Source organism: Sinorhizobium sp. M4_45 (assembly GCF_002885915.1).
GTDB classification, from domain to species: Bacteria; Pseudomonadota; Alphaproteobacteria; order Rhizobiales; family Rhizobiaceae; genus Sinorhizobium; species Sinorhizobium meliloti_A.
The window spans coordinates 310427-334899 of the sequence record NZ_NWVE01000002.1; the positions used below are offsets into that span (position 1 = coordinate 310427).

A 24473-nucleotide genomic window follows, 5' to 3' on the forward strand; every position below is an offset into this window, starting at 1 on the left:
CCCGACGGAGATCAAAGTGATCCAAGGCGCAAGGCGCCACATGGAGTACTCGGTTGCAGACCAACTTCTCCCCTGAGCAGCTCGCCGACCCGCATGTCGCCGAATCCGAAACGATCCTGCGCAAATGCGTGCATTGCGGTTTCTGCACGGCCACTTGTCCGACCTACGTGGTTCTCGGCGACGAACTCGACAGTCCGCGCGGGCGGATCTATCTGATCAAGGACATGCTCGAAAACGGCCGTGCGGCAGACAGCGAGACGGTCACCCATATCGACCGCTGTCTCTCGTGTCTTTCCTGCCTGACCACCTGTCCCTCGGGTGTCGACTACATGCATCTTGTCGACCACGCCCGCGCCCATATCGAGAAGACCTACAAGCGGCCGTTCAAGGACCGGCTCGCCCGCGCCGTCATTGCCGCCACTCTTCCTTATCCGTCACGGTTCCGGCTGGCGCTCGGGGCTGCCGGTCTTGCGCGCCCGCTCGCCGGATTGCTGAAGAGGGTTCCCTTCCTCAGGACCTTCGGCGTCATGCTCGATCTGGCGCCGAGCGCGATGCCGGCATCGCGGGGGGCAAAGCCGGCGGTCTACGCGGCAAAGGGCACGCCACGCGCCCGCGTCGCGCTTCTGACCGGCTGCGCGCAGCCGGTGCTGCGGCCGGAAATCAACGATGCGACCATCCGTCTGCTCACGGGCCAAGGAGTCGAGGTCGTCGTTTCGGCGGGAGAGGGCTGTTGCGGGGCACTCGTACACCACATGGGACGGGATGAAGAGGGGCTGAAGGCTGCCCGGCACAACATCGATGTCTGGCTGAAGGCGGCGGAGGAGGATGGGCTCGACGCCATCATCATCACCGCATCCGGCTGCGGGACGACGATCAAGGATTACGGCCATATGCTGCGGCTCGACCCGGCCTATGCTGAGAAGGCTGCGAGGGTTTCCGCGCTGGCAAAGGACGTCACCGAATATCTCGCGACCCTCGACCTGCCGGAGCAGGGACCACGGAATCTCACCGTTGCCTACCACTCCGCATGCTCGATGCAGCATGGACAAAAAATCACCGCGGCACCGAAGCAGCTCCTTAAACGGGCGGGCTTTTCGGTGCGCGAGCCGGCGGAGGGTCATCTCTGTTGCGGTTCGGCCGGCACCTACAACATTCTGCAGCCGGAGATCTCGGCGAAGCTGAAGGCGCGGAAGGTCAGAAATATAGAGGCGACCAAGCCTGAAGTGATCGCCACCGGGAATATCGGCTGCATCACCCAGATCGCCAGCGGCACGGAGATACCGATCCTGCACACGGTGGAGCTGCTCGACTGGGCCTATGGCGGTCCGAAGCCGGCGGGGTTGTGACAGTCAGGGGGTGAGCGGGGCCTCTCATCCGCCTGCCGGCACCTTCTCCCGTTTTGAGTGGAAGATGGGACTCGCGGAAGAGGTCCCTGTCCCCTCTCCCCGCGTGCGGGAAGAGGGCTGGTCCTCGGGTGAGGAGAGGTCCGGTGCGGCCGTCACCCGCCGAAAATCGTGCGGAAAATGTCGACGCCGCGATCGTCGAAATAGGTGTCGCCGGGCTTGCTGCCGGGGCCGATGACGACGACTTTCGTGCCGATCCCGGCGCGCTCATAGAGGTGTTCGACATCCTCGTTCATCATCCGGATGCAGCCCGAGGACATGTTCTGACCGATGGTCCAGGGCTGGTTGGTCCCGTGGATGCGGAAGATCGTGTCGCGGCCACCCTTGTAGAGATAGAGCGCGCGGGCGCCGAGCGGATTGTCGATGCCGCCGGGCTGCGTGATCGGCAGGATGCGGCCATTCGCTCTCTCTCGCGCGCGCATCTCGGCCGGCGGCGTCCAGCTCGGCCATTCGGCCTTTCGGCCAACCTTGACGACACCGGACCAGCCGAAGCCGTCGCGGCCGACGCCGATGCCATAGCGCGTCGCCCGGTTCGGGCCGTCGATGTAATAAAGATACTTGCTGTTGGTATCGACGATGATGGTGCCGGGAGCCTCGTCCGTGCGGAAGCGCACCTTGGTGCGCCAATATCTCTGAGGCGGCTTCTTCTGCTTGGCGACTTGAATGATGTCGGAACTTTTTACGCCGGCGCCGACAATATCGGCTGGGCTGAATGCCGAAGCGTTTCCGGAAATAAGAAGAGCAGCGGCCGCAACTGCAAGCGCGGCCATCCCCGTGACATGACGTCTCATTACGATTCCCTCTGAACCCTCATTGCAAGCAAGCTGTGCGATTTAACCGCAAGTGGCCGCCCGCGATACATTCTATAGTGCAACGATTTCGGCGAGACTTGTATCTGAGGGAACATCTGTTGCTTCAAAACCACGGTTTCGGGAGATGAAGAGAGAAACGCGGAAGAAGTATTGTGCATCCCTAGTCGCTATAGCACGACGACCTTTGTGCCGACCTTCACCCTCTCATAGAGATCGACCACATCCTCGTTGCGCATGCGGATACAGCCGGAGGAAACGCCGTAGCCGATCGTCCAGGGTGCATTGGTGCCGTGGATGCGATAGAGCGTCGAGCCCAGATACATCGCGCGAGCGCCGAGCGGATTCTCGGGTCCGCCGTCCATGCGGGCCGGCAGATAGTGGCCCCGGGCTGCCTCACGCGCGATCATTTCCTGCGGCGGCGTCCAGTTGGGCCACTCGGCCTTGCGCGTGATCCTGTGCTCTCCCGCCCATTCGAAGCCCGGCTTGCCGACTCCGACGCCGTAGCGTCGTGCATCGCCGTTGCCGGTGACGAGATAGAGAAAGCGGTTGTTGGTGTCGATGACGATGGTCCCGGGCTTCTCCTTCGTCTCGTAAGCGACCATTTGCGGGAGGAACTGCGGATCGATTCTCGACTTTGCCGGCTTCTGTCTGCGCGCGATCGAGGCTGGCTGAACGGCTGCGTTGGCGGGGCGGCGGCTGAGCTCGCGCCGCTCGACCCGCTTTCGGGTGGTCGTGGGAACCTGCTGGCGATAGACCACGCGCTTGCCCGTCAGCTGCATCACCCAGGGGGCGGTCAGATCCGGGCTGACGATGACAGGCGGACGGTTTTGATAACGGTCCTGTGCGGCTGCAACCCCGGAAAGGATCGAAAGAAAGCATGCGGCAAAACAAAGGGATTTCTTCAGCATCGGACGGACTCGCTACTTGGCCGGAACAATCTGGAGGAGCCCGGGTGAGTTGCCTCGCCAAGGCCCTTGCGTTCAATTCAATGGGGCGGAGCTCTGGGGAAATCGCATGCGCGTTCCAGCGCTCCGGCAATGGCGCGATGCTCTCATCTGTCCGCAACCGAACCGTAAACGGTGCGGCGCTCAAGGGCGGCCTCGGCAATAAAGCTTTGGGTAGGGTTATTCGCCTCTTTATCGATGTGGTTTGCAAATGGTAAACGGAACAAAAGAGAAACGATGGAGAGAGGCGAAATGGCAGCCAGGGGCTTGATTACGGGGGAAGACGGCCTTGATCGCTGTGCCTGGCACGGCAATCTGGAGGATTACCGCCGCTATCACGACGAAGAATGGGGCCGGCCGGTCGCCGACGATCACAGATTGTTCGAAAAGATCTGCCTCGAAGGCTTTCAATCGGGCCTCTCCTGGCTGACGATCCTGAGAAAGCGCGATGCGTTTCGCGCCGCATTTGCGGGCTTCGATTTCGACAAGGTCGCCGAGTTCGGCGAGGAGGACGTCGAGCGTTGCCTCGCCGATGCCGGCATCGTCCGGCATCGCGGCAAGATCGTCTCGACCATCAACAATGCCCGCCGGGCGAAGGAGCTGCGCGCGGAATTCGGTTCACTGGCGGCCTATTTCTGGTCGCATGAGCCCGATGGAAGCGAGCGTCCGAAGATCGTCGATTTCGAGACCCTCATCGCCAATCCGACGACGCCGGCCTCAGTGCGGATTTCGAAGGATCTGAAGAAGCGTGGCTGGACCTTTGTCGGCCCGACCACCGTCTATGCCTTCATGCAGGCGATGGGCCTCGTCAACGACCATATCGAGGGCTGCTTCTGCCGTGCGCCGATAGAGGACCTGCGCCGGCGCTTCGCACGTCCGGCGGCCTGATTGCCGCATCCGGCAAGAGCATCGCCCTCCCCATTCGACGGGAGGGCGATGTTCTCTGATAGCAGTAAGACTATCAGGGTTGGGCCGGGTATGGCCTGGCCGATTTGAAGGAGCGGAGCGCGTAGTATATCGCACCCGCTATGGCGACGCCGAAGAACCAGCCGTAGACACCCCACCATGCCGGCATGACGGATGTAAGCCCCGGCAGGATCGAGGAGAAGACGATCCCGATGCCGGCGGCGATCAGCGCGTTGACGTGCCAGCCGTTCTCGAAGCGGAACTCGCCGTGTTCGCGGTAGAGCGCCTCCACATCCACGCGGCCCTTCCGGATGAGGTAGTAGTCGACCATCATGACGCCGAAGATCGGGCCCATCGTGTTGCCGATCATGTTGACGAAGTGCGCCGCCCCGCCTTCCCAAGGCGCGAAGGGATAGAGCGCGAGGGCGATCAGCGCTGCGATATAGCCACCCTTCTTGAAGTCGATGTGCTTGGGAAAGACGTTGGCGAAGTCGAAGGCGGGCGAGACGAAGTTGGCGACGACGTTGATGCCGAGAGTCGCCACCGCGAAGGTCAGTGCGGCGAGCAGCGCCAGGAACCAGCTGTCGAACTTGGCCGAGATCTGGTCGGGGTGCAGCAGCACCTCGCCATAGACATTGAAGGCGGCGATGGTTGTAACGCCGGCGACCAGCGAGAACAGGATGAGGTTGACGGGCAGGCCCCAGAGGTTGCCGACCTTCAGCGACCGTTCGCTCGGGCAGTAGCGCGAGAAGTCGCAGAAATTGAGATAGAGCGCGGAGAAATAGGTCACCCAGATCGCGGCCACTGCGCCAAGCGCGGCGAACGACCCCGGTAGGCCCGGCACGCCGGCATTCTTGGTCTTTTCAAGCAACACGTCCATCGGGATCGTGTGGCTGAACGAGAAGCCGCCCGCCTTGACGACGAGATAGATCGCAAGCAGCAGCATCATCACCCAGACCGCTGGACCGGCCCAGTCCTGAAACTTTCGAACCGTCTCCATGCCGTTCTGGATGATCAGCAGTTGAAGACCCCAAACGACGACGTAGCAGACGAGTTCGAGGGTGGAATGACCGAGCATGTGGCTCGACTGGTGGAACTGAAGCAGGCTTTCATTGCGGACAAGCAGCGCGACGATGGCGCCCGAGGCTGCCGCCGTCTGCGCGCCGTACCAAAAGCACGCGACGATGGCGCGGACGATTGCCGGGAAGTTCGCACCCCAGATACCGAAGGACGCCCGGGCCAGGACCGGGAAGGGCACGCCGGTGCGCACGCCGGCAACGCCGACAAGCTGCATCAGGAAGAAGATGATGAGCGAGCCGATGCCGATGGCCAGGAGGAAGTTCATAAAGCTGCCGCAGAAGAGAAACAGGCTGGCGGCAAGATAGTAGCCCCACAGACTGTGCACGTCCGATGTCCAGACGTTGAAAATGGAGAATGCGCCCCAGTTGCGTTCTTTGGCGGGCGCGAGGTCTTCGTTATACAATTGTGGAGATGCACCGGGTGGTATCGTCATCGTTTCCCCTCTTGACGTCATGGCACCTGTGCCTATGGAAGAGGCGCTTGCCGCCCACTGTCAATATCGCTGCGGGCTCAAAGTGCTACAGCGACCTTTGCGCGCCTCATAAGACGCGCGGCGCTGTAGGAAACGTATCGGAGGACTGCATCCTCTCCACCCTCATCCCTGTGCTTGTCACAGGGATTCAGCAGCGCCGCGTCTGCGGCGCGGGAAGCGTTTTTTCAGCCCAAGGACTTGGTCTGGCCGGTTTCCTGTGACGAGCACAGGAATGAGGAGATCAAACAGGCGGCGGCGGGTGGCCCTTAGAGCGGAATGAGGAAAAGTGTGCGCCGCCCACATGGGCTCTTCTTGGAATCGATCACGTTCATGCTTTTAGGTCGACCTGACCTAAAAGCACCGTGATCTAGCCGCCATTGCGGGCCAGCCATTCCTTCATCATCCTGATCTCCGCTTCCTGGGCCTTGATGATGTCATCCGCGAGTTTGCGGATCGCTTCGTCCTTGCCGTGTTCGAGCTCGACCTTCGCCATGTCGATCGCTCCCTGGTGGTGAGCGATCATGGCGCGTACGAAATCGAGATCGGCATTGCCGCTGAAGGTGATATCCATGTCCTTGTGCATCTTGGCGTTCGCCTCGGCGAAGGCCTTGCTCGACGGGGACGCGTCCCCCGCCGCGCCGCTCTCTGCCGAACCGTGATGCATGCTGCCGTGGTCGGTTTCCTGCGCCAGCACGGGAACAGCAGCGAGCGTGGCGGCGAGAAACAGGGCAGACAGGGATCGTTTGAGGACCATTTCGTTTCCTTTCATCGAGTCCGCCGCTCACAGGGGCGGACAGAATGCGAAGATGATGGAAATTGGCACGCGCCGTCAGGCGTCCGGATTGTCGCTACCCGGAAGGGCGAACACGCCTTCGAGCGAACCCTCAGCGCCCTCGTCCGTAAGCGTCGAATTGCCGATGCAATAGAGTGGCGAAGGATGTCCCGTTATGCCGCGGACGGTGGTCGAGAAGCAGAAGGACGAGGAGCTTTCCGTCGCCTGTTCCAGAATGTTCAGGATCGTGGACCGGTCGCCTCTGTCATAGGCCCTGACAAGGTCGACGATGCCGCAGGGATTGCGCCGCAGACCGAGGAGGGCAGCGGTTTTGGAACCTATCATGAAAGCGCCGCTGGAAAGGTCGCAGCGCCATGGCTCCACCAGGCAACCCGCCTGCGAGACGCGGCGGGTCCAGGCTCTGTGCGTCTCCGGACTCAAAGGTTTTATGGATCCGGATCCCGGTGTCATGAAGTTCAGCATATCGCTCAGTCCCCAAAGTCGGCCTCGATCTGCTGCGTAACCTATACGCGTAAATGGCGCGATATACAATCACGGCATTGTGATCGGGCCTTTCGCGCAGGAACGCATGCAACACCGCAATGTTCCGCAAGCCTGACGCGCGCGGTCTTGCGGCTTGTCGCTGCCCTTGCCGCCCCTGCCATGATCCGGTAGGGAAGGCACCGACCAAGCTTGAAGTCCGGAATGCTTTCAATGAATGAAAAACAGAAGAAAACGCAGAAGCTCAGGGCACGCCTGCCGCGCGGCTTCGTCGACCGGTCGGCCGCGGACATTCGCGCCGTCGACGAGATGATCGCGAAAATCCGCGAAGTCTACGAACGTTACGGCTTCGATCCGGTGGAGACGCCGCTTTTCGAATATACCGACGCGCTCGGCAAGTTCCTGCCCGACAGCGACCGGCCGAATGAAGGTGTCTTTTCGCTGACCGACGACGACGACCAGTGGCTGAGCCTGCGCTACGATCTGACCGCGCCTCTCGCACGTCACGTGGCCGAGAATTTCAACGAAATCCAGCTTCCCTATCGTACCTATCGCGCCGGTTACGTTTTCCGCAACGAGAAGCCGGGCCCGGGCCGCTTCCGCCAGTTCATGCAGTTCGATGCCGATACGGTCGGTGCCGCCGGCGTACAGGCCGATGCCGAAATGTGCATGATGATGGCCGACACGATGGAGGCGCTCGGCATTGCCCGCGGCGATTACGTGATCCGCGTCAACAACCGCAAGGTACTCGACGGCGTTCTGGAGGCGATCGGTCTCGGCGGAGTCGAGCAGACGAATACGCGGCTGACGGTGCTGCGCGCCATCGACAAGCTCGACAAGTTCGGTCCGCAAGGCGTGCGGCTGTTGCTGGGTGAAGGGCGCAAGGACGAGAGCGGCGACTTCACCAAGGGCGCCGGGCTGAACGAGGAGCAGATCGGCAAGATCCTTTTCTTCGTTGGGATCACGGACTATGCGAGCAGCGCGGACGATCTGGCGGCGCTCGTCGCCGGAACGGCTCGCGGCGCCGAGGGCGTCACCGAGTTGAACACGATCCGCAGCCTTGTACTCAGTGCCGGTTACGAGGCGGACCGCATCAAGATCGACCCCTCCGTCGTGCGCGGCCTGGAATATTATACCGGTCCGGTCTTCGAAGCGGAGTTGCAGTTCGCCGTCACCAATGAAAAGGGCGAGAAGGTCGTCTTCGGCTCCGTCGGCGGGGGCGGCCGCTACGACGGCCTCGTGTCGCGCTTCATGGGTCAGCCGGTGCCGGCGACCGGCTTCTCCATCGGCGTGTCGCGGCTGATGACGGCACTCAAGAATCTGGGCAAGCTGGGCGCCGAACAGGTCACCGCTCCGGTTGTCGTTTGCGTCATGGATCGCGATGTCGAAAGCATGGGGCGTTACCAGCGCTTCGTGCAGGATCTGCGGCATGCCGGCATCCGCGCCGAAATGTACCAGGGCAACAAGAAGAACTTCGGCGACCAGCTCAAATATGCCGACCGTCGCGGATCGCCGATCGCCGTGATCCAGGGGGGCGACGAGCGCGCCTCCGGCGTTGTGCAGATCAAGGACCTGATCGAAGGCAAGCGGCTTTCGGGTGAAATCGAGGATAATGTCGCCTGGCGCGAGGCGCGTGTCGCGCAGGTTTCCGTCCCGGAAGGCGAACTCGTCGCGAAGGTGCGCGAAATTCTGGCGGAACAGGCCGAGGACCGGAAAAGGGCGGGTTGACCGCAATGCCTCTGATCAATCTTCCCGCCTTTGCCGGCGACCTTCTCGCAGATTTCGAGCGCCGGAACACGCTGCGCGTCGATACGCCGGTCATCCAGCCGGCGGAGCCTTTCCTCGACATGGCCGGCGAAGATCTGCGCCGGCGCATTTTCATGACCGAGAGCGAGACCGGCGAGAGCCTTTGCCTGCGCCCCGAGTTCACCATTCCCGTCTGCCTCCGCCATATCGAGACCGCAACCGGCACGCCGCAGCGTTACGCCTATCTGGGCGAGGTGTTCCGGCAGCGCCGCGAAGGATCGAGTGAATTCTATCAGGCGGGCATCGAAGACCTCGGCGATCCGGATACGGCCGCTGCCGACGCCCGCGTGGTCGGCGACGCTATGTTCGTGCTCGCCAACCGGCTGCCGGGCGAGCGGCTGAACGTGACGCTCGGCGACCAGTCGGTGTTCGAAGCGGTGATTGCCGCATGCGGCCTGCCCGGGGGCTGGCAGAAGCGCCTCATCCATGCCTTCGGCGATCAAAAGCAGTTGGAACGGCTTCTGGCGGCGCTCGCCGATCCGAAGTCGCCCGGCGTCTTCGGTCACGACGTCGAGCGCGTCGCGGCGCTCGGCATGCTCGAGGACGAGGAGCGGCTCGTCGCCCATATCGGCGAGACGATGAAGGCGACCGGCTATTCGACCAATGCGAGCCGCTCGCCCCGCGATATAGCGCGGCGCCTGAAGGAAAAAGTCGAACTCGCCGCCACCCGGCTGGACAAGGAGGCGCTCGGCGTCATGCGCGCGTTCTTGGCTTTCGATCTGCCCCTCGCCGATGCTCCGGCGGCGCTCCACCGCTTCGCCGGCAAGGCGCGCCTGAAGATCGATGATGCGCTGGCGCTTTTCGACGCGCGCGTGGCCGCGCTTGCAAGGACCGGCGCCGATCCCGGTCTGATGCGCTACCGCGCCGCCTTCGGCCGGCCGCTTGATTACTACACCGGGCTCGTCTTCGAAATCGGGGTCGAAGGCACGCCGGCGGTGCTCGCCGGCGGCGGCCGGTTCGACCGCCTTCTGACTTTGCTCGGTGCCCGCGAGCATATTCCGGCCGTCGGCTTTTCCCTCTGGCTCGACCGGATAGAACAGGCGATCGCTGCGGGGAGGGTGGAATGACCGTCACCATTGCGCTGCCCTCCAAGGGGCGAATGAAGGATGAGGCCTCGGCGATCTTCGAACGCGCCGGAATGAAGATTGCGGCAGTCGGCAGCGACCGGTCCTATCGCGGCCGCGTTGAAGGGTGGGACGACGTCGAGATCGCCTATTTGTCCGCCTCGGAAATCGCCCGTGAGATCGGCAGCGGCGCGGTCGATTTCGGCGTCACGGGCGAGGACCTCGTGCGCGAAGGCCTGGCGGACGCCGATGCCCGTGTCGACTTCGCCGCGCGGCTCGGCTTCGGTCACGCCGATGTGGTCGTCGCGGTACCCGAGATCTGGTACGACGTCGACACCATGGCCGACCTCGGCGATGTCGCGGCGGACTTCCGCGCCCGCCATGGCCGCCGGCTTGCGATCGCCACCAAATACTGGCGTCTGACGCAGCATTTCTTCTCGGGTAGCCACGGCATCCAGCTCTACCGCATCGTCGAGAGCCTGGGAGCGACCGAAGGCGCGCCCGCGTCCGGCTCCGCCGACATCATCGTCGACATCACCTCGACGGGCTCGACGCTCAAGGCCAACCATCTGAAGATCCTTTCTGACGGCGTGATTCTGCGCTCCGAGGCCTGCCTCGTGCGGGCGCGCAAGGCCACCCACGAGGGCAATCCGGTGATCGACCGGATCGTTGCTGCCGTGCGGGCCGTGCTCTGAGCGCGAGGACGGCGAAGGTGAAGGCCGGCAAATTTGCCTTCGACCCTGACAAATGCAACCGGCGCTCCCTATGTTGGGGCGGCAGACACCCTTTCGATTTCCCACCTAGAGGCATCCGTCATGGCTGATCTTTCTTCGTTTCTGATCACGGCTCGCTGGCCGGCGAAAAGTCCCGATATCATCCAGCTCTATTCGCTCCCGACGCCGAACGGCGTTAAGGTCTCGATCGCGCTCGAAGAACTGGGCCTGGCCTATGAGGCACACCGCATTTCCTTCGATACCAACGAGCAGAAGTCGCCCGAATTCCTGTCGCTCAATCCGAACGGCCGCATTCCGGCGATCATCGATCCGAACGGACCGGACGGAAAGCCGATCGGCCTCTTCGAATCCGGCGCGATTCTGATCTATCTTGCAGAAAAGACCGGCAAGCTCCTCCCGGCGGATGCGGCCCGCCGTTACGAGGCGCTGTGCTGGGTGATGTTCCAGATGGGCGGCATCGGACCGATGTTCGGGCAGTTCGGCCATTTCTTCAAATTTGCCGCCGACAAGGTCGCCAACAACCCCTATCCGGTTCAGCGCTATCGCGACGAAGCGAAGCGTCTTCTCGGCGTCCTCGAAGCGCGGCTCGAGGGCCGTCAATGGCTGATGGGGGACGAATACACCATCGCCGACATCGCGACCTATCCTTGGGTGGAAGGGGCTCGCAAATTCTATGGCGGCGCCGAAGTGCTCGACTATAAGAGCTTCCCGAACGTCATGGACTGGGTGGATCGCGGCCTGGCACGCCCCGCCGCCCAAAAGGGCATGGAGATCCCGCGCAAGGAGTAGTTTCGGGCGGGGGCCTCCGCCGGAGATTGACCGGGTGCCGGCCGGGAGGATAGCGATGGGCAGAGACGATTGAGACGGATGGAGCAGGTGTCGGGAAGACTTGTTGTTGTCGGTGGCGGTCAAGCCGCATTCGCTTTGGTCGCCAAGCTTCGCGCCCTCAAGGACATGCGTCCGATCACCGTGGTTGCCGCCGAAGCGAGCCTGCCCTACCAGCGGCCGCCGCTCTCCAAGAAATATCTGCTGCGCGAAATGACCCTCGATCGCCTGCTTTACCGGCCGGAGCCCTGGTATGCGGAGCACGAGATCGACATACGTCTTTCGACCGCCGCGACGGCGATCGATCGCGCCGCCAAACGCGTGACGCTCAGCGATGGCTCCAAACTTGCCTATGAGACGCTCGCCCTTGCGACCGGCGCCACGCCGCGTCGGCTGCCGGCTGCGGCGGGCGGCGATCTCGCGGGCGTTTTCGTCGTGCGCGATTTCCGGGATGCCGACCGGCTGGCAGAGGAGATGCAGCCCGGCCGGCGGGTGCTGGTCGTCGGTGGCGGTTACATCGGCCTCGAGGCTGCGGCGGTTGCCCGGACCACGGGGCTCGAGGTCACGGTCATCGAAATGGCCGACCGGATCCTTCAGCGTGTCGCCTCCGGCGCCACCTCGGCGATCGTCCGCGAAATTCACCGCTCGCACGGCGTCGATATACGAGAACGCACGGGGCTCCATCGTCTGATCGGCGACAACGGCCGCGTTACGGCGGCGGAACTCTCCGACGGCTCCGTCATTCCCGTCGATATCGTGATCGTCGGCATTGGCGTGGCGGCGAATGATTCGCTGGCGCACGATGCCGGCATCGAAACCGCAAACGGCATTGTCGTCGACAGCCATGGCCGGACCTCAGATCCAACGATCTTCGCCATGGGCGACTGCGCCGTCCTGCCGTGGGACGGCATGCGCATCCGCCTCGAATCCGTGCAGAATGCCGTCGACCAGGCGGAGGCGGTTGCCGCGGTTCTCGCGGGCAGTACCGATCCCTACGACCCGAAGCCCTGGTTCTGGTCCGACCAGTACGACGTCAAGCTGCAGATTGCCGGCTTCGGCCTCGGCCACGACGAAACGCTCGTCCGCCAGGGCCAGCGCGAGGGCAGCGTCTCGGTCTGGTATTTCCGCCAGGGCAAACTGGTCGCCGTCGATGCGATCAACGACGCCAAGGCCTATGTGACGGGAAAGAAGCTTCTCGAGGCGGGCGCCACGCCGGACCGTGTGCTGCTCGCCAATCCGCAGGTCGATCTGAAGGCATTGCTGACTTAGAGCACTTCCAGGAGAAGTGTGTAACGGTTTTCCGTCCGGAAATGCGTTGGACCAAAGGGTCAGAGCATTTCAGTGTTTCCATGAAACATTGAAATGCTCCAGCGCGGCCGCATGCGCTCCGGCATCATAAAACAAAAAGGGCGGCTCGAGAGCCGCCCTTCGGATCCGGATGGATCGTGCTAAGGCTGTCGCCTTATCACATCATGTCCATTCCGCCCATTCCGCCCATGCCGCCCGGCATTGCCGGAGCGTCCTTCTTGGGCAGTTCGGCGATCATGGCTTCGGTGGTGATGAGCAGCGAAGCGACCGAGGCTGCGTCCTGAAGCGCGGTGCGAACGACCTTGACCGGGTCTATGATGCCCATGGCGATCATGTCGCCATATTCGCCGGTCTGGGCGTTGTAGCCGAAGTCGTCGGTGTTCTTCTCGAGGATCTTGCCGACAACGATGGATGCTTCGTCGCCAGCGTTTTCGACGATCTGACGGGCCGGAGACTGCAGAGCGCGGCGAACGATGTTGACGCCGGCGTCCTGATCGTCGTTTTCACCCTTGACGGTGATCTTGACGGAAGAACGCAGCAGGGCAACACCGCCGCCCGGTACGATACCTTCCTGAACTGCAGCGCGCGTCGCGTTGAGGGCGTCGTCGATGCGGTCCTTCTTTTCCTTCACTTCGACTTCCGTCGCACCGCCGACGCGGATGACGGCGACGCCGCCGGCGAGCTTGGCAAGGCGCTCCTGCAGCTTCTCACGGTCGTAGTCGGAGGTGGTTTCTTCGATCTGGGCCTTGATCTGAGCGACGCGGCCTTCGATGTCGGACTTCTGGCCGGCACCGTCGACGATCGTCGTGTTTTCCTTGGTGATCGAAACCTTCTTCGCGCGGCCGAGCATGTCGAGCGTGACGCTTTCGAGCTTGATGCCGAGGTCTTCCGAGATCACCGTGCCGCCCGTCAGGATGGCGATGTCTTCGAGCATGGCCTTGCGGCGGTCGCCGAAGCCCGGGGCCTTGACGGCAGCGATCTTCAGGCCGCCACGCAGCTTGTTGACGACGAGCGTTGCGAGTGCTTCGCCTTCGACGTCTTCAGCGATGATGAGGAGCGGCTTGCCGGTCTGAACGACGGCTTCGAGAACCGGGAGCATCGCCTGCAGGTTGGAGAGCTTCTTCTCGTGCAGGAGAATGAAAGCGTCTTCCAGGTCGGCGACCATCTTTTCCGGGTTGGTGACGAAGTAGGGCGACAGGTAGCCGCGGTCGAACTGCATGCCTTCGACGACTTCGAGCTCGGTTTCGGCGGTCTTGGCTTCTTCAACCGTGATGACGCCTTCGTTGCCGACCTTCTGCATCGCTTCGGCGATGTCGAGACCGATCTGCTTTTCGCCGTTTGCCGAGATCGTGCCGACCTGGGCGACTTCGTCCGAGGTGTTGATCTTCTTGGCCTTGGCGAGCAGGTCCTTGACGACTTCGGCGACAGCCAGGTCGATACCGCGCTTCAGGTCCATCGGGTTCATGCCGGCGGCAACGGCCTTCGCGCCTTCGCGAACGATCGCCTGGGCGAGAACGGTTGCAGTCGTCGTGCCGTCACCGGCGATGTCGTTGGTCTTCGAAGCGACTTCGCGGACCATCTGGGCGCCCATGTTCTCGAACTTGTCTTCGAGTTCGATCTCCTTGGCGACCGAAACGCCGTCCTTGGTGATGCGCGGCGCGCCGAACGACTTGTCGATAACGACATTGCGGCCCTTCGGGCCGAGCGTCACCTTGACTGCGTCGGCGAGGATGTCGACGCCGCGCAGCATCTTTTCGCGCGCGCTGCGGCCGAACTTGACTTCTTTAGCTGCCATTTTGAAAGCTCCTGGTTTCGAAACTCCGGAACTGGTCCGGTTTCAAATTACGGAATTTGAAGGGGTGCCGGCCGATCAGCCGATGACGCCCATGATGTCGGCTTCCTTCATGATCAGAAGGTCTTCGCCGTCGATCTTGACTTCGGTGCCGGACCACTTGCCGAACAGAATGCGGTCGCCGGCCTTGACGTCGAGCGGAACAACCTTGCCGCTTTCGTCGCGGGCACCCGAACCGACAGCCACGATCTCGCCTTCCTGCGGCTTTTCCTTAGCGGTGTCCGGAATGATGATGCCGCCCTTGGTCTTTTCTTCAGACTCGACGCGGCGGACGACAACGCGGTCGTGCAGCGGACGGAAATTGGTGCTTGCCATTGTCTAATCCCTCGATCAAATGACACTGCGGGTCGCGAATGGACCCGCCGGATGGGTGTTAGCACTCTTCTCAAGTGAGTGCTAGCGCCAGCCGAGATAAGGGTGGCCGTGAAATGAGTCAAGGATCGGCTCCGAGATTTTTTGCCGCCCGTGATCGTTGACAGAGCCGGGCCCCGCCGCGGCTTGTTTGATTATCTCATCCCTGGAAGAGGCGAGACTGCAGGATCCGTTTCCTGCCAAAGGAACATGCCGTAGACCGCGCAGTCGCCACGCGAGGAATTCAAGCGCATCGCCATGCGCGCCGGCAAAACCGACCCGAGCTTCAACGCGCCGCTTCCTGGAATTGCTTTAAAATCCTTGGGAAGTGCCGCGTTTTTCTCGGCGTGAGGCTTGTATTCTGGCCCCTTCCTTGCGATGTCAGCCGGAAAGCCGAGTTTGCAGGAAGCCAGCATGGCCGTCAGGATCAACAGTTTTCGGGAAATCGCCGGTCGTTACGACGTGGTCCTTTGCGACGTCTGGGGCGTGCTTCACAACGGCATTCAAGCCTTTGCATCCGCCTGCGAAGCGCTGGCCGAGGCGCGCGCCCAGGGGCTGACCGTCGTTCTCATCACCAATTCACCCCGGCCGCATCCGGGCGTCACGGTGCAAATCCGCGGCCTCGGCGTCCCCGACGAAGCCTATGACCGTATCGTGACCTCCGGCGACGTGACGCAGGCGCTGATTGCGGCGGCCGACAAACGCATCTTCTTCATCGGAGCCGACCGGGATCTGCCGCTGCTCGAAGGGCTCGGCACCGAGATCGTATCCGCCGACGAGGCCGAGACGATCGTCTGTGCCGGCTTCTACGACGACGAGACCGAGACGCCCGAGCACTACCGCGCGACGCTGACGGGGCTCGCCAAGCGGAAAATACCGTTCATCTGCGCCAACCCCGATCTTGTCGTGGAGCGCGGGCATAGGCTCATCCCCTGTGCCGGTGCCATCGCCAAACTCTATGAAGAGCTCGGCGGCGAGGCGCGCATTGCCGGCAAGCCCTATATCGCGATCTATCAGGCCGCTCTCGCGCAGGCCAAGGCCGCCAGGGGCAATTTCGATCTTTCACGCGTCATCGCCATCGGTGACGGGATGCCGACCGACGTCAAGGGCGCGCAGGATGCCGGCTTCGACCTGCTCTACATCAGCGCGGGCATCCATGCGCAGGAATACATGCACGAAAGCCGCACCGACGAAGCGAGGCTCGTGGCCTTCCTGAGGCAGAATGGGGCGCAGCCGAAATGGTGGATGCCGCGGCTGGCATGACGGGACGATCGGCATGACCGTTTTTCACCGCAACGAGACTCGCGATCCGCTGCCCGAACATCTACGCGGCGGTGTGGTCGCGATCGGCAATTTCGACGGCGTGCATCGCGGCCATCAGTCGGTGCTGAACCGCGCGCTGGAGGAGGCGGTGAAGCGGGCCGTTCCGGCGCTCGTGCTCACCTTCGAGCCGCATCCGCGTACCGTGTTCCGGCCCGACGCGCCGGTGTTCCGCCTCACCCCGGCACCGCTGAAAGCCCGCATCCTCGAGGGAATGGGATTCGGTGCCGTCATCGAATATCCCTTCGACCGGAGCTTTTCGGAGCTTTCGGCCTCCGACTTCATTCATAGCATCCTGCGCGAATGGCTGCACGCCTCCCACGTCGTCACCGGTTTCGATTTCCACTTCGGCAAGGGGCGGGAAGGCGGGCCGGCCTTCCTGATGGCGTCCGGGGAGCGCGAGGGATTCGGCGTGACGCTTGTGGATGCCTTCCGCGACGAAAACGCCGCCGTGATATCCTCGAGTTTCATCCGCTCGCTGCTGGCCGAGGGCGACGTTTCGCACGCGGCCGGGCTGCTTGGCTATCGCTATACCGTCGAAGCCGAGGTCATCGACGGCAAGAAGCTCGGCCGCACGCTCGGCTATCCGACCGCGAACATGCGCCTGCCGCCCGAGGCGGAGCTGAAGAGCGGCATCTATGCGGTGCGTTTCCGGAGGGCGGACGGGTCCCTCCATGACGGTGTCGCAAGCTTCGGCCGTCGCCCGACGGTCGACAGCGACGGCGAAGCCTTGCTGGAGACCTTCGTTTTCGATTTCTCCGCGGATCTCTACGGCGAGATCTGCGCCGTATCCTTCTTCGGCCGGTTGCGCGACGAACTCAAGTTCGACGGTCTGGAGCCATTGATGGTCCAGATGCGCAAGGACGAGAGCGAGGCCCGCGCGCTGCTTGCGGGCGTTCAGCCCCTGAGCGAGATCGACCGCAGGCTCAATTTCGCCTGAGCGGCGGCAGGGCCCTATGCCATCCGATGCGTCAAAGATTTCGGGCATGCGCGGCCGGCGGACCTTTTCAAAAGGCGGAAAACGCCTTAAAGAACCGGCCATAATGACCCGGTTCCATCGAGTGATCGTCGATCAGCGAATTATTGGCCCGGCTTTCCGCGCGCTCTAGTCTGCGCCGGAAGGTCCGGGATTTCGGCGTTTCAACGCCCCCATCATCTTCGAGATTACCGAACCCTTCCGCCTGCGTGACTGCCCCGCGCGGAAAACACGAATGCGAAAACCATGACCGAGACCGCTGAAAAGATCGACTATTCTTCCACTCTTTACCTGCCGCAGACGGACTTTCCGATGCGGGCCGGCCTGCCGCAGAAGGAGCCGGAGACCGTCGCCCGCTGGCAGAAGATGGAGCTTTACAAAAAGCTCCGCGCGTCCGCTGCCGGCCGCGAGAAGTTCGTCCTGCACGACGGCCCTCCCTACGCCAACGGCAACATCCATATCGGCCACGCCCTGAACAAGATCCTCAAGGATGTGATCAACCGCTCTTTCCAGATGCGCGGCTTCGATGCCAACTACGTGCCGGGCTGGGACTGCCACGGTTTGCCGATCGAATGGAAGATCGAGGAGAAGTACCGCGAGAAGGGCCAGAACAAGGACGAGGTACCGGTCAACGAGTTCCGTAAGGAATGCCGTGAATTCGCAAGCGGCTGGATCGGGATTCAGACCGAGGAGTTCAAGCGCCTCGGCATCGAGGGCGACTTCGAAAACCCCTACACCACGATGAACTTCCACGCGGAAGCACGCATCGCCGGCGAGCTGATGAAGATCGCCAAGTCCGGTCAGCTCTATCGCGGCTCCAAGCCGGTCATGTGGTCGGTCGTCGAGCGTACCGCACTGGCCGAAGCCGAGGTGGAATATGCCGACGTCGAAAGCGATATGATCTGGGTGAAGTTCCCGGTGACCGAAGGCCCAGATGCGCTTGCCGGCGCCTTCGTCGTCATCTGGACGACGACCCCCTGGACGATCCCGGGCAATCGCGCGATCGCCTATTCGTCGCGCTATGCCTATGGGCTCTATGAAGTCGCGACCGCCGAGAACGACTACGGCCCGCAGCCGGGCGAGAAGCTGATCTTCGCCAAGCGCCTGGCGGAAGAGTCGGCCGCGAAGGCGAAGGTCACCTTCAACTTCGTGCGCGATGTGGAGGCGGCCGATCTGGCCGCGATTACCTGCGCCCATCCGCTGCACGGCCTGGGTGGCGGTTATGCGTTCAACGTCCCGCTTCTCGACGGCGAGCACGTCACCGACGATGCCGGTACCGGCTTTGTCCATACTGCACCCAGCCATGGCCGCGAGGACTTCGAGGCCTGGATGGACAATGTGCGCGTCCTCGAGGAACGCGGCATCTCGTCCACGATCCCGTTCCCGGTCGACGATGCCGGCTATTTCACCGCCGACGCCCCCGGCTTCGGTCCGGATGCGGAAGGCGGCGCCGGCCGCGTCATAGACGACAAGGGCAAGAAGGGCGACGCCAACGACCGCGTCATCAAGGCTCTGATCGGCCGTCACGCGCTCTTCGCGCGCGGCCGTTTGAAGCATTCCTATCCGCATTCCTGGCGGTCGAAGAAGCCGGTCATCTTCCGCAACACGCCGCAATGGTTCGTCACCATGGACAAGGATTTCGGCGACGGCACGACGCTGCGCTCGCGCGCGTTGAACGCGATCGACGAAACCCGTTTCGTGCCCGGCGCCGGCCAGAACCGTCTCCGGGCGATGATCGAGCAGCGCCCCGACTGGGTGCTTTCGCGCCAGCGCGCCTGGGGTGTGCCGATCGCGATCTTCGCCGACGATGAGGGCGAAATCCTCGTTGACGACGAGGTCAATGCCCGCATCCTCGACGCTTTCGAGAAGGAAGGAGCGGACGCGTGGTTCGCCGAAGGCGCGAAAGAGCGCTTCCTCGGCAACGACCACGACCGTGCCCGCTGGCACCAGGTCACGGACATCCTGGACGTATGGTTCGATTCCGGATCGACCCACACCTTCACGCTGGAGGACCGTCCGGACCTGAAATGGCCGGCCGACGTCTATCTCGAAGGCTCCGACCAGCACCGCGGGTGGTTCCATTCCTCGCTGCTCGAAAGCTGCGCGACGCGCGGCCGCGCGCCCTACAACGCCGTCATCACCCATGGCTTCACCATGGATGAGAAGGGCGAGAAGATGTCGAAGTCGAAGGGCAATACCGTCACGCCCCAGGAGGTGATGAAGGATGCCGGCGCCGACATCCTGCGCCTCTGGGTCATGACGACGGACTATTGGGAAGACCAGCGCCTCGGCAAGACCATCATCCAGACGAATATCGATGCATACCGCAAGCTGCGCAACACGATCCGCTGGATGCTCGGCACGCTCGCCCACGACAAGGGCGAGGCCGTAGCGCTTGCCGACATGCCGGAACTCGAAAGGCTGATGCTGCATCGTCTTGCCGAACTCGACCGGCTGGTGCGCGAAGGCTACGACGCCTTCGACTTCAAGAGGATCGCCCGGGCGCTCATCGATTTCTCGAATGTCGAACTCTCGGCTTTCTATTTCGATATCCGCAAGGATGCGCTCTATTGTGACGCGCCGTCGTCGCTGCGCCGCCGCGCGGCCCTGCAGGTCATCCGCACCCTTTTCGATTGCCTGGTGACCTGGCTTGCACCCATGCTGCCCTTCACTGCCGAGGAGGCCTGGCTTTCGCGCAACCCGCAAGCCGTTTCCGTGCATCTCGAACAGTTCCCCACGGTTCCGGCGGAATGGCGTAACGACGCGCTAGCCGAGAAGTGGCGGAAGATCCGCGAAGTGCGCAAGGTGGTGACCGGCGCGCTCGAGATCGAGCGCAAGGAAAAGCGCATCGGCTCTTCGCTGGAGGCGGCGCCGGTCGTCCATGTCGCCGATCCGGATCTGCTCCAGGCGCTCAACGGCCAGGACTTCGCCGAGATCTGCATCACCTCGGGGATCGAAATCGACGGGGGCGAGGGCCCGGAGGATGCGTTCAGGCTGCCGGACGTCGCGAAAGTCAGCGTCGTACCGAAACTCGCCGAGGGCCGCAAATGCGCCCGCTCCTGGCGAATCACCACCGATGTCGGCTCCGATCCGCTCTATCCGGACGTCTCCGCGCGGGACGCGGCCGCTCTGCGGGAGCTCGGCTTCAAGCCGTAATCGATCGGTTTACCGGGTGAATTGCGTTCAGGCTCTTCATCCGGTAAAACCTGCCCGAAATTTGGCGGATTTTTCCGCCATGGGGCGCTGAATGGCCGTTTTAGCGACGCGCGGCCGGCTGGAAGGAATCTCATGGGAATGACGCGAGAGTTGCGAGCGGCCGCCGGCATTGCCGCCATCCTGGCGGGAGGTCTGGTGCTTTCCGGCTGCATCGGCGGCCCGACCTACGGAACGGACAAGACGGCCGGCGAGCATTTGCTCGACGATCTAGGCAGCGCGGTCAGCCTCGCTCCCGCGAAGAAGGATCCGGTCAAGTATCAGCCGCGCCCCGGTTTGGTGCTGCCGCCGCAACAGCAGCAGACCGCTCTGGTCGAGCCGCAGCAGTCGCTTGCAAGCCGCGAGGCCAACCCGGCCTGGGTCGAGTCTCCCGAGGAGACGCGCGCGCGTCTGCGCGAAGAGGCGGACGCCAACAAGAACGATCCCAACTACGTCTCGCCGCTGGCAAAAGCGAATGCCAACGGCCGCCGTCTTTCCGCCAAGGAACAGCAGGAGGCCTATCGCGAGGCGCGCAAGATCGAGCAGGGCGCCTATGCGGACAAGCGCCGTTTCCTGAGCGATCCGCCGCTCGAATACCGTCGACTGCCGGAGGGGGCTGAAGCCGATCTCGGAGAGCCCGAAAAGGACAAGGCGCGCCGCCGCAAGAAGGAGGCGCAGATCAAGAACTCCGGAAGCAAGTGGTACTGGCCGTTTTAGAGCGGAATGAGAAACTGCGTGCGGCTCCGTTCGCATCCAAGTTTTAGAATTGGTCCAAAGCCATGGCTATCAGCATTCGCGATGCCCTTCCCGGTGACGCTGCGACGATCCTCCGTTTCATCACGGAACTCGCGACTTATGAAAAGGCGCCGCACGAGGTCGAGGCGACTGTCGAGCGCGTGCACGAGTCGCTCTTCGGAGCCGATGCCGTCGCGCGCGCCGTGATCTGCGAGGCCGACGGCAAGCCCGCAGGCTTTGCCGTCTGGTTCTACAGCTATTCCACCTGGCAGGCGCGCAAGGGACTATATCTGGAGGATCTTTACGTCTCGCCGGAGTTTCGGGGCTCGGGCGCCGGCAAGGCGCTCCTGAAGCACCTGGCGCGCACGGCAGTCGCGGAAGGCTGCGGCCGCTTCGAATGGAGCGTGCTCGACTGGAACGAGCCAGCCATCCGCGTCTATGAGGCCGTCGGGGCGGAGCCCATGTCGGAATGGACGCGTTACCGGCTCGCCGGCAAGGGATTGGAAGCGTTCGCAGCGGACTGACACTTCACGCGGTCCCGGGGAAATCGCAACACAGTTTTCGCCGAGGTGATTTTTAACGTCGGCTGGCGAAGAATTCGCGCAGAATGTCGGCGGCCTCCCGCTCGGCAAGACCGGAATAGACATCCGGCACATGGTGGCAGGTGGGGGAAGCATAAAACCTGACGCCGTTGTCGACCGCGCCGCCTTTGGGATCCTCCGCGCCATAATAGAGGCGGCGGATGCGAGCGAAGGAGATCGCAGCCGCACACATGGTGCAGGGCTCGAGCGTGACATAGAGATCGGCTCCCGAAAGACGCTCGTCGCCGACGGCGGCCGCCGCCTGGCGGATCGCCTCGATCTCCGCATGGGCGGTGATGTCGCTGAGTTCGCGGGTGCGGTTTCCGGCCGCGGCGATCATCTTGCCGTCGAGCACGATGACGGCGCCGATCGGCACTTCGCCGCGTGCCGCCGCCTTTCGGGCCTCCTGAAGGGCCGCCTGCATGAAGCGTGCCGTTTCTGCCATCGTTCGTTCGATAATTTCCTCTTAACCCACGGCCTACGACCTGATAGGACAGCCGCAAAAGGCAGGCAACACAAATGACATCCAAAGACAAGCCCACGAGGCCCGGCGGCAAGGCCAAGGGTCGCGACAAGAAACCTCATTCTGGCAGCGAGAAGCCTGCGGCACGGGCAGCCGGCAACAGTCCGGCAGCGCCCGCCGGTGCGGACGAGCCGCAACGCATCTCGAAGATACTGTCGCGCGCAGGCGTCGCCTCGCGTCGCGACGTCGAGCGGATGATCATGGAAGGGCGGGTCAGCCTCAATGGCGTCGTGCTCGACACGCCGGTCGTCAATGCGACCCTCGCCGACAGGATCGAGGTCGACGGCCATCCGATCCGCGGCATCGAACGGACACGGCTCTGGCTTTATCACAAGCCGGGCGGCCTCGTGACGACCAATGCCGATCCGGAAGGCCGTCCGACGGTTTTCGAGAACCTGCCCGAGGATCTGCCGCGCGTTCTGTCGGTGGGCCGCCTGGACATCAATACCGAGGGCCTGCTGCTTCTGACGAACGACGGCGGGCTTGCCCGCGTGCTCGAGTTGCCGTCGACCGGCTGGCTGCGCCGCTACCGCGTGCGGGCGCACGGGGAAATCGATCAGGAGGCGCTCGACCGTCTGAAGGAAGGCATCGCGGTCGAAGGCGTTCTCTACGGAGCGATCGAGGCGACGCTGGATCGGGTGCAGGGCTCGAACGTCTGGATCACCATGGGCCTGCGGGAAGGCAAGAACCGCGAGATCAAGAATGTGCTCGGCGCGCTCGGCCTCGACGTCAACCGGCTGATCCGCATCTCCTACGGTCCGTTCCAGCTTGGCGAGCTGCCGATCGGTCAGGTTCAGGAAATACGCGGCCGCACGCTGCGCGAGCAGCTGGGGCCCCGGCTGATCGCCGATGCCAAGGCGAATTTCGACGCGCCGATCTATAACGATCAGCCGGCTGCTGCCGAGCCTGAAGCGGAGCCCGCCAACCACGCAAAGGCGGAATGGGGCAACAAGCGCGAAAAGGCCGAGGACAAGCGGGAGCGTGCTCTTGCCCGTCTCGATACCCGACGCGACGATGGTCGCCCGAATGAACGCGGCCGCAGCCGCGGTAAGCCGGAGGAGCGTCCGGCGCGCCCGCCGGTCCGGCGCAACCGCTCTTCCAACGTCTGGATGGCGCCGGGTGCGCGTCCGACCGTAGAGAAAAAGCCGAAGGCGGAGGACGAGCTTTCGCCGAAGGCGGCGCGGCGCGCGCCTGCGGAAGACAAACGGCGCGACCGGCCGAAGGACGCTGCGGCGAAAGCAGCGGGCGGCTTCGATGCGGAACGCCAGGGCAAGGGGGGTAAAGCCGCCGGCCGCAAGGATGCCGCAGGCGCCGGCGGCTTCGAGAGGCGTCGACCGCTCGAAAGCGCGGAGCGGAAATCCCGCGACCATGGCGACCGTCCGCCGCGCCGGCCCAGCGGCGAGCGAGCGGCCCGCCCGGCCGACGACCGCATCTCGTCCGAAGGACGCAAGGAGAACGCTCGGCCGCCGCGTGGCGACGGCAAGAAGAGTTTCGCCGGCGACCGGCCACGTGCGAACGCCGGCGGCAAACCGGTTGCTGGAAAGCCGGCTTCGGGAAAGCCGGCCGCCCATCGCTCGTCCGGCCCGCGTGCCGGAAAACCCGCCGGCAGCAGACCCGCCGGAGGCAAGCCCGGCGGTCGTCCGGGCGGCGGTAAGCCGCCGGGCAAGGGGCCGCAGGGCAGGGGGAAGTAGGCGGCCGTGCGCATCGTCGGTGGAGAATTTCGCGGCCGCACGCTGGCCGCGCCGAAGTCGGACGATATCCGTCCGACCACGGACCGCACGCGCGAGAGCCTGTTTAACATCCTGAGCCACGCCTATCCGGAGGCGCTTGACGGAACGCGCGTTCTCGATCTTTTCGCGGGCACGGGGGCCGTCGGGCTCGAGGCGCTGTCGCGCGGCTGCCGGCAGGCTCTCTTCGTGGAGCAGGGGGTCGAGGGACGCGGGCTGCTGCGGATCAATATCGAGGCGCTCGGCCTTCAGGGGCGGGCCAAGATCTTTCGCCGCGACGCGACAGATCTCGGACCGGTCGGGACGATGGAGCCGTTTCATCTGGTGTTCGCAGATCCGCCCTATGGCAGGGGTCTCGGCGAACGCGCTCTGGCCGCGGCCGCCCGCGGCGGTTGGCTCGTTCCGGGTGCCCTTGCAATCCTGGAGGAGCGCGCGGACGTCCGGCCGCAGTTCTCCGAAAGTTTCGAATCGGTCGACGAACGCGCCTTCGGCGATACGCTCATGCATTTTCTGCGTTTCCGAGGCGCCTGAGACCGGCGCAAAGTCGGTTGGAGCTGTTCAGATTCCGCGTGATCTCGGCCTGCCCCTC

General features: G+C 63.5%; 23 protein-coding genes. 14 read left to right on the forward strand and 9 right to left on the reverse strand.

The genetic code is table 11. The features are described 5' to 3' along the window. The first annotated feature begins 53 nt into the window (after positions 1-53). Entirely contained in the window at positions 54-1346 is a 1293-nt protein-coding gene (gene glcF / locus CN933_RS07135; RefSeq protein WP_026168540.1) for a glycolate oxidase subunit GlcF, read from the forward strand. A gap of 152 nt (positions 1347-1498) precedes the next feature. Here the strand turns inward: glcF and CN933_RS07140 are convergent, their stop codons facing one another. Together CN933_RS07140 and CN933_RS07145 are read right to left on the reverse strand one after the other, a co-directional pair. Then, positions 1499-2194 (reverse strand): L,D-transpeptidase, encoded by a 696-nt coding sequence (locus CN933_RS07140; protein ID WP_018094328.1) that lies wholly within the window; start codon positions 2192-2194, stop codon positions 1499-1501. A 188-nt stretch (positions 2195-2382) separates the two neighbouring features. After that, positions 2383-3123, reverse strand: coding sequence for a L,D-transpeptidase (locus tag CN933_RS07145; protein ID WP_018094329.1), 741 nt, complete (start codon positions 3121-3123; stop codon positions 2383-2385). A 288-nt stretch (positions 3124-3411) separates the two neighbouring features. On the opposite strand from CN933_RS07145, the gene CN933_RS07155 reads away from it, so the two are divergent. Beyond that, positions 3412-4047 (forward strand): DNA-3-methyladenine glycosylase I, encoded by a 636-nt coding sequence (locus CN933_RS07155; protein WP_018094331.1) that lies wholly within the window; start codon positions 3412-3414, stop codon positions 4045-4047. Between the two features lie 73 nt (positions 4048-4120). Here the strand turns inward: CN933_RS07155 and CN933_RS07160 are convergent, their stop codons facing one another. From CN933_RS07160 to CN933_RS07175, 3 genes are all read right to left on the reverse strand, one after another. After that, a complete protein-coding gene (locus CN933_RS07160; protein WP_018094332.1) occupies positions 4121-5578 on the reverse strand; it encodes an NCS1 family nucleobase:cation symporter-1 in 1458 nt (485 codons plus the stop codon). 406 nt (positions 5579-5984) lie between these two features. Beyond that, on the reverse strand, positions 5985-6371 hold the full coding sequence (gene copM, locus CN933_RS07170; RefSeq protein WP_018094333.1) for a CopM family metallochaperone: 387 nt from the start codon (positions 6369-6371) through the stop codon (positions 5985-5987). 75 nt (positions 6372-6446) lie between these two features. Further along, complete coding sequence (locus tag CN933_RS07175; RefSeq protein WP_018094334.1) at positions 6447-6872, reverse strand: hypothetical protein; 426 nt, start codon at positions 6870-6872, stop codon at positions 6447-6449. A 231-nt stretch (positions 6873-7103) separates the two neighbouring features. Between CN933_RS07175 and hisS the strand changes: the two genes are divergently transcribed. The 5 genes from hisS (at position 7104) to CN933_RS07200 (ending at position 12588) form a co-directional block, all read left to right on the forward strand. Beyond that, entirely contained in the window at positions 7104-8618 is a 1515-nt protein-coding gene (hisS, locus tag CN933_RS07180; protein ID WP_026168541.1) for a histidine--tRNA ligase, read from the forward strand. A gap of 5 nt (positions 8619-8623) precedes the next feature. Next, a complete protein-coding gene (locus CN933_RS07185; protein WP_018094336.1) occupies positions 8624-9763 on the forward strand; it encodes an ATP phosphoribosyltransferase regulatory subunit in 1140 nt (379 codons plus the stop codon). Continuing rightward, on the forward strand, positions 9760-10455 hold the full coding sequence (hisG, locus tag CN933_RS07190) for an ATP phosphoribosyltransferase (protein WP_018094337.1): 696 nt from the start codon (positions 9760-9762) through the stop codon (positions 10453-10455). Before CN933_RS07185 ends, hisG begins: the two co-directional genes overlap by 4 nt. A gap of 120 nt (positions 10456-10575) precedes the next feature. Beyond that, a complete protein-coding gene (locus CN933_RS07195) occupies positions 10576-11283 on the forward strand; it encodes a glutathione binding-like protein (RefSeq protein WP_026168542.1) in 708 nt (235 codons plus the stop codon). 78 nt (positions 11284-11361) lie between these two features. Beyond that, entirely contained in the window at positions 11362-12588 is a 1227-nt protein-coding gene (locus CN933_RS07200; RefSeq protein WP_018094339.1) for an NAD(P)/FAD-dependent oxidoreductase, read from the forward strand. A 196-nt stretch (positions 12589-12784) separates the two neighbouring features. Here the strand turns inward: CN933_RS07200 and groL are convergent, their stop codons facing one another. From groL to CN933_RS07215, 3 genes are all read right to left on the reverse strand, one after another. Next, positions 12785-14422, reverse strand: coding sequence for a chaperonin GroEL (groL, locus tag CN933_RS07205; protein WP_010968823.1), 1638 nt, complete (start codon positions 14420-14422; stop codon positions 12785-12787). Between the two features lie 75 nt (positions 14423-14497). Continuing rightward, positions 14498-14794: a co-chaperone GroES gene (gene groES / locus CN933_RS07210; RefSeq protein WP_011970827.1), complete on the reverse strand. Its 297-nt coding sequence runs from the start codon at positions 14792-14794 to the stop codon at positions 14498-14500. Positions 14795-14985: 191 nt separating this feature from the next. Continuing rightward, positions 14986-15261, reverse strand: a complete 276-nt coding sequence (locus tag CN933_RS07215) for a hypothetical protein (protein ID WP_127712101.1) — start codon at positions 15259-15261, stop codon at positions 14986-14988. Between CN933_RS07215 and CN933_RS07220 the strand changes: the two genes are divergently transcribed. The 5 genes from CN933_RS07220 to CN933_RS07240 all read left to right on the forward strand — a co-directional run bounded on the left by CN933_RS07220 (position 15245) and on the right by CN933_RS07240 (position 21577). Further along, positions 15245-16093 carry a TIGR01459 family HAD-type hydrolase gene (locus CN933_RS07220; protein ID WP_018094341.1) on the forward strand — a complete coding sequence of 283 codons (849 nt, stop codon included), beginning with the start codon at positions 15245-15247 and terminating at the stop codon, positions 16091-16093. The two genes, CN933_RS07215 and CN933_RS07220, sit on opposite strands and share 17 nt — an antisense overlap. Before the next feature lie 13 nt (positions 16094-16106). Next, the gene (locus CN933_RS07225; RefSeq protein ID WP_018094342.1) at positions 16107-17090 is read left to right on the forward strand and encodes a bifunctional riboflavin kinase/FAD synthetase; all 984 of its coding nucleotides are present in this window, start codon (positions 16107-16109) and stop codon (positions 17088-17090) included. Between the two features lie 282 nt (positions 17091-17372). Then, on the forward strand, positions 17373-20282 hold the full coding sequence (gene ileS / locus CN933_RS07230; protein WP_102761385.1) for an isoleucine--tRNA ligase: 2910 nt from the start codon (positions 17373-17375) through the stop codon (positions 20280-20282). A 132-nt stretch (positions 20283-20414) separates the two neighbouring features. Next, complete coding sequence (locus tag CN933_RS07235; RefSeq protein WP_018094344.1) at positions 20415-21035, forward strand: hypothetical protein; 621 nt, start codon at positions 20415-20417, stop codon at positions 21033-21035. A 62-nt stretch (positions 21036-21097) separates the two neighbouring features. Then, the gene (locus tag CN933_RS07240; RefSeq protein WP_018094345.1) at positions 21098-21577 is read left to right on the forward strand and encodes a GNAT family N-acetyltransferase; all 480 of its coding nucleotides are present in this window, start codon (positions 21098-21100) and stop codon (positions 21575-21577) included. A gap of 52 nt (positions 21578-21629) precedes the next feature. Here the strand turns inward: CN933_RS07240 and CN933_RS07245 are convergent, their stop codons facing one another. Next, positions 21630-22079, reverse strand: a complete 450-nt coding sequence (locus CN933_RS07245) for a nucleoside deaminase (protein WP_102761386.1) — start codon at positions 22077-22079, stop codon at positions 21630-21632. 74 nt (positions 22080-22153) lie between these two features. Between CN933_RS07245 and CN933_RS07250 the strand changes: the two genes are divergently transcribed. Together CN933_RS07250 and rsmD are read left to right on the forward strand one after the other, a co-directional pair. After that, positions 22154-23848 carry a pseudouridine synthase gene (locus CN933_RS07250; protein ID WP_018094347.1) on the forward strand — a complete coding sequence of 565 codons (1695 nt, stop codon included), beginning with the start codon at positions 22154-22156 and terminating at the stop codon, positions 23846-23848. A 6-nt stretch (positions 23849-23854) separates the two neighbouring features. Next, entirely contained in the window at positions 23855-24415 is a 561-nt protein-coding gene (rsmD, locus tag CN933_RS07255; protein WP_018094348.1) for a 16S rRNA (guanine(966)-N(2))-methyltransferase RsmD, read from the forward strand. Positions 24416-24473 lie beyond the last annotated feature (58 nt).

Coding starts and splice junctions, on each gene's coding strand:
- CN933_RS07220 (WP_018094341.1), top strand. CDS start 15,245: ATGGCCGTCAGGATCAACAGTTTTCGGGAAATCGCCGGTCGTTACGAC.
- CN933_RS07140 (WP_018094328.1), bottom strand. CDS start 2,194: ATGAGACGTCATGTCACGGGGATGGCCGCGCTTGCAGTTGCGGCCGCT.
- hisS (WP_026168541.1), top strand. CDS start 7,104: ATGAATGAAAAACAGAAGAAAACGCAGAAGCTCAGGGCACGCCTGCCG.
- CN933_RS07225 (WP_018094342.1), top strand. CDS start 16,107: ATGACCGTTTTTCACCGCAACGAGACTCGCGATCCGCTGCCCGAACAT.
- hisG (WP_018094337.1), top strand. CDS start 9,760: ATGACCGTCACCATTGCGCTGCCCTCCAAGGGGCGAATGAAGGATGAG.
- CN933_RS07245 (WP_102761386.1), bottom strand. CDS start 22,079: ATGGCAGAAACGGCACGCTTCATGCAGGCGGCCCTTCAGGAGGCCCGA.
- CN933_RS07145 (WP_018094329.1), bottom strand. CDS start 3,123: ATGCTGAAGAAATCCCTTTGTTTTGCCGCATGCTTTCTTTCGATCCTT.
- CN933_RS07175 (WP_018094334.1), bottom strand. CDS start 6,872: ATGCTGAACTTCATGACACCGGGATCCGGATCCATAAAACCTTTGAGT.
- copM (WP_018094333.1), bottom strand. CDS start 6,371: ATGGTCCTCAAACGATCCCTGTCTGCCCTGTTTCTCGCCGCCACGCTC.
- CN933_RS07195 (WP_026168542.1), top strand. CDS start 10,576: ATGGCTGATCTTTCTTCGTTTCTGATCACGGCTCGCTGGCCGGCGAAA.
- CN933_RS07155 (WP_018094331.1), top strand. CDS start 3,412: ATGGCAGCCAGGGGCTTGATTACGGGGGAAGACGGCCTTGATCGCTGT.
- CN933_RS07235 (WP_018094344.1), top strand. CDS start 20,415: ATGGGAATGACGCGAGAGTTGCGAGCGGCCGCCGGCATTGCCGCCATC.
- CN933_RS07200 (WP_018094339.1), top strand. CDS start 11,362: ATGGAGCAGGTGTCGGGAAGACTTGTTGTTGTCGGTGGCGGTCAAGCC.
- ileS (WP_102761385.1), top strand. CDS start 17,373: ATGACCGAGACCGCTGAAAAGATCGACTATTCTTCCACTCTTTACCTG.
- CN933_RS07160 (WP_018094332.1), bottom strand. CDS start 5,578: ATGACGATACCACCCGGTGCATCTCCACAATTGTATAACGAAGACCTC.
- CN933_RS07240 (WP_018094345.1), top strand. CDS start 21,098: ATGGCTATCAGCATTCGCGATGCCCTTCCCGGTGACGCTGCGACGATC.
- CN933_RS07185 (WP_018094336.1), top strand. CDS start 8,624: ATGCCTCTGATCAATCTTCCCGCCTTTGCCGGCGACCTTCTCGCAGAT.
- groES (WP_011970827.1), bottom strand. CDS start 14,794: ATGGCAAGCACCAATTTCCGTCCGCTGCACGACCGCGTTGTCGTCCGC.
- groL (WP_010968823.1), bottom strand. CDS start 14,422: ATGGCAGCTAAAGAAGTCAAGTTCGGCCGCAGCGCGCGCGAAAAGATG.
- CN933_RS07250 (WP_018094347.1), top strand. CDS start 22,154: ATGACATCCAAAGACAAGCCCACGAGGCCCGGCGGCAAGGCCAAGGGT.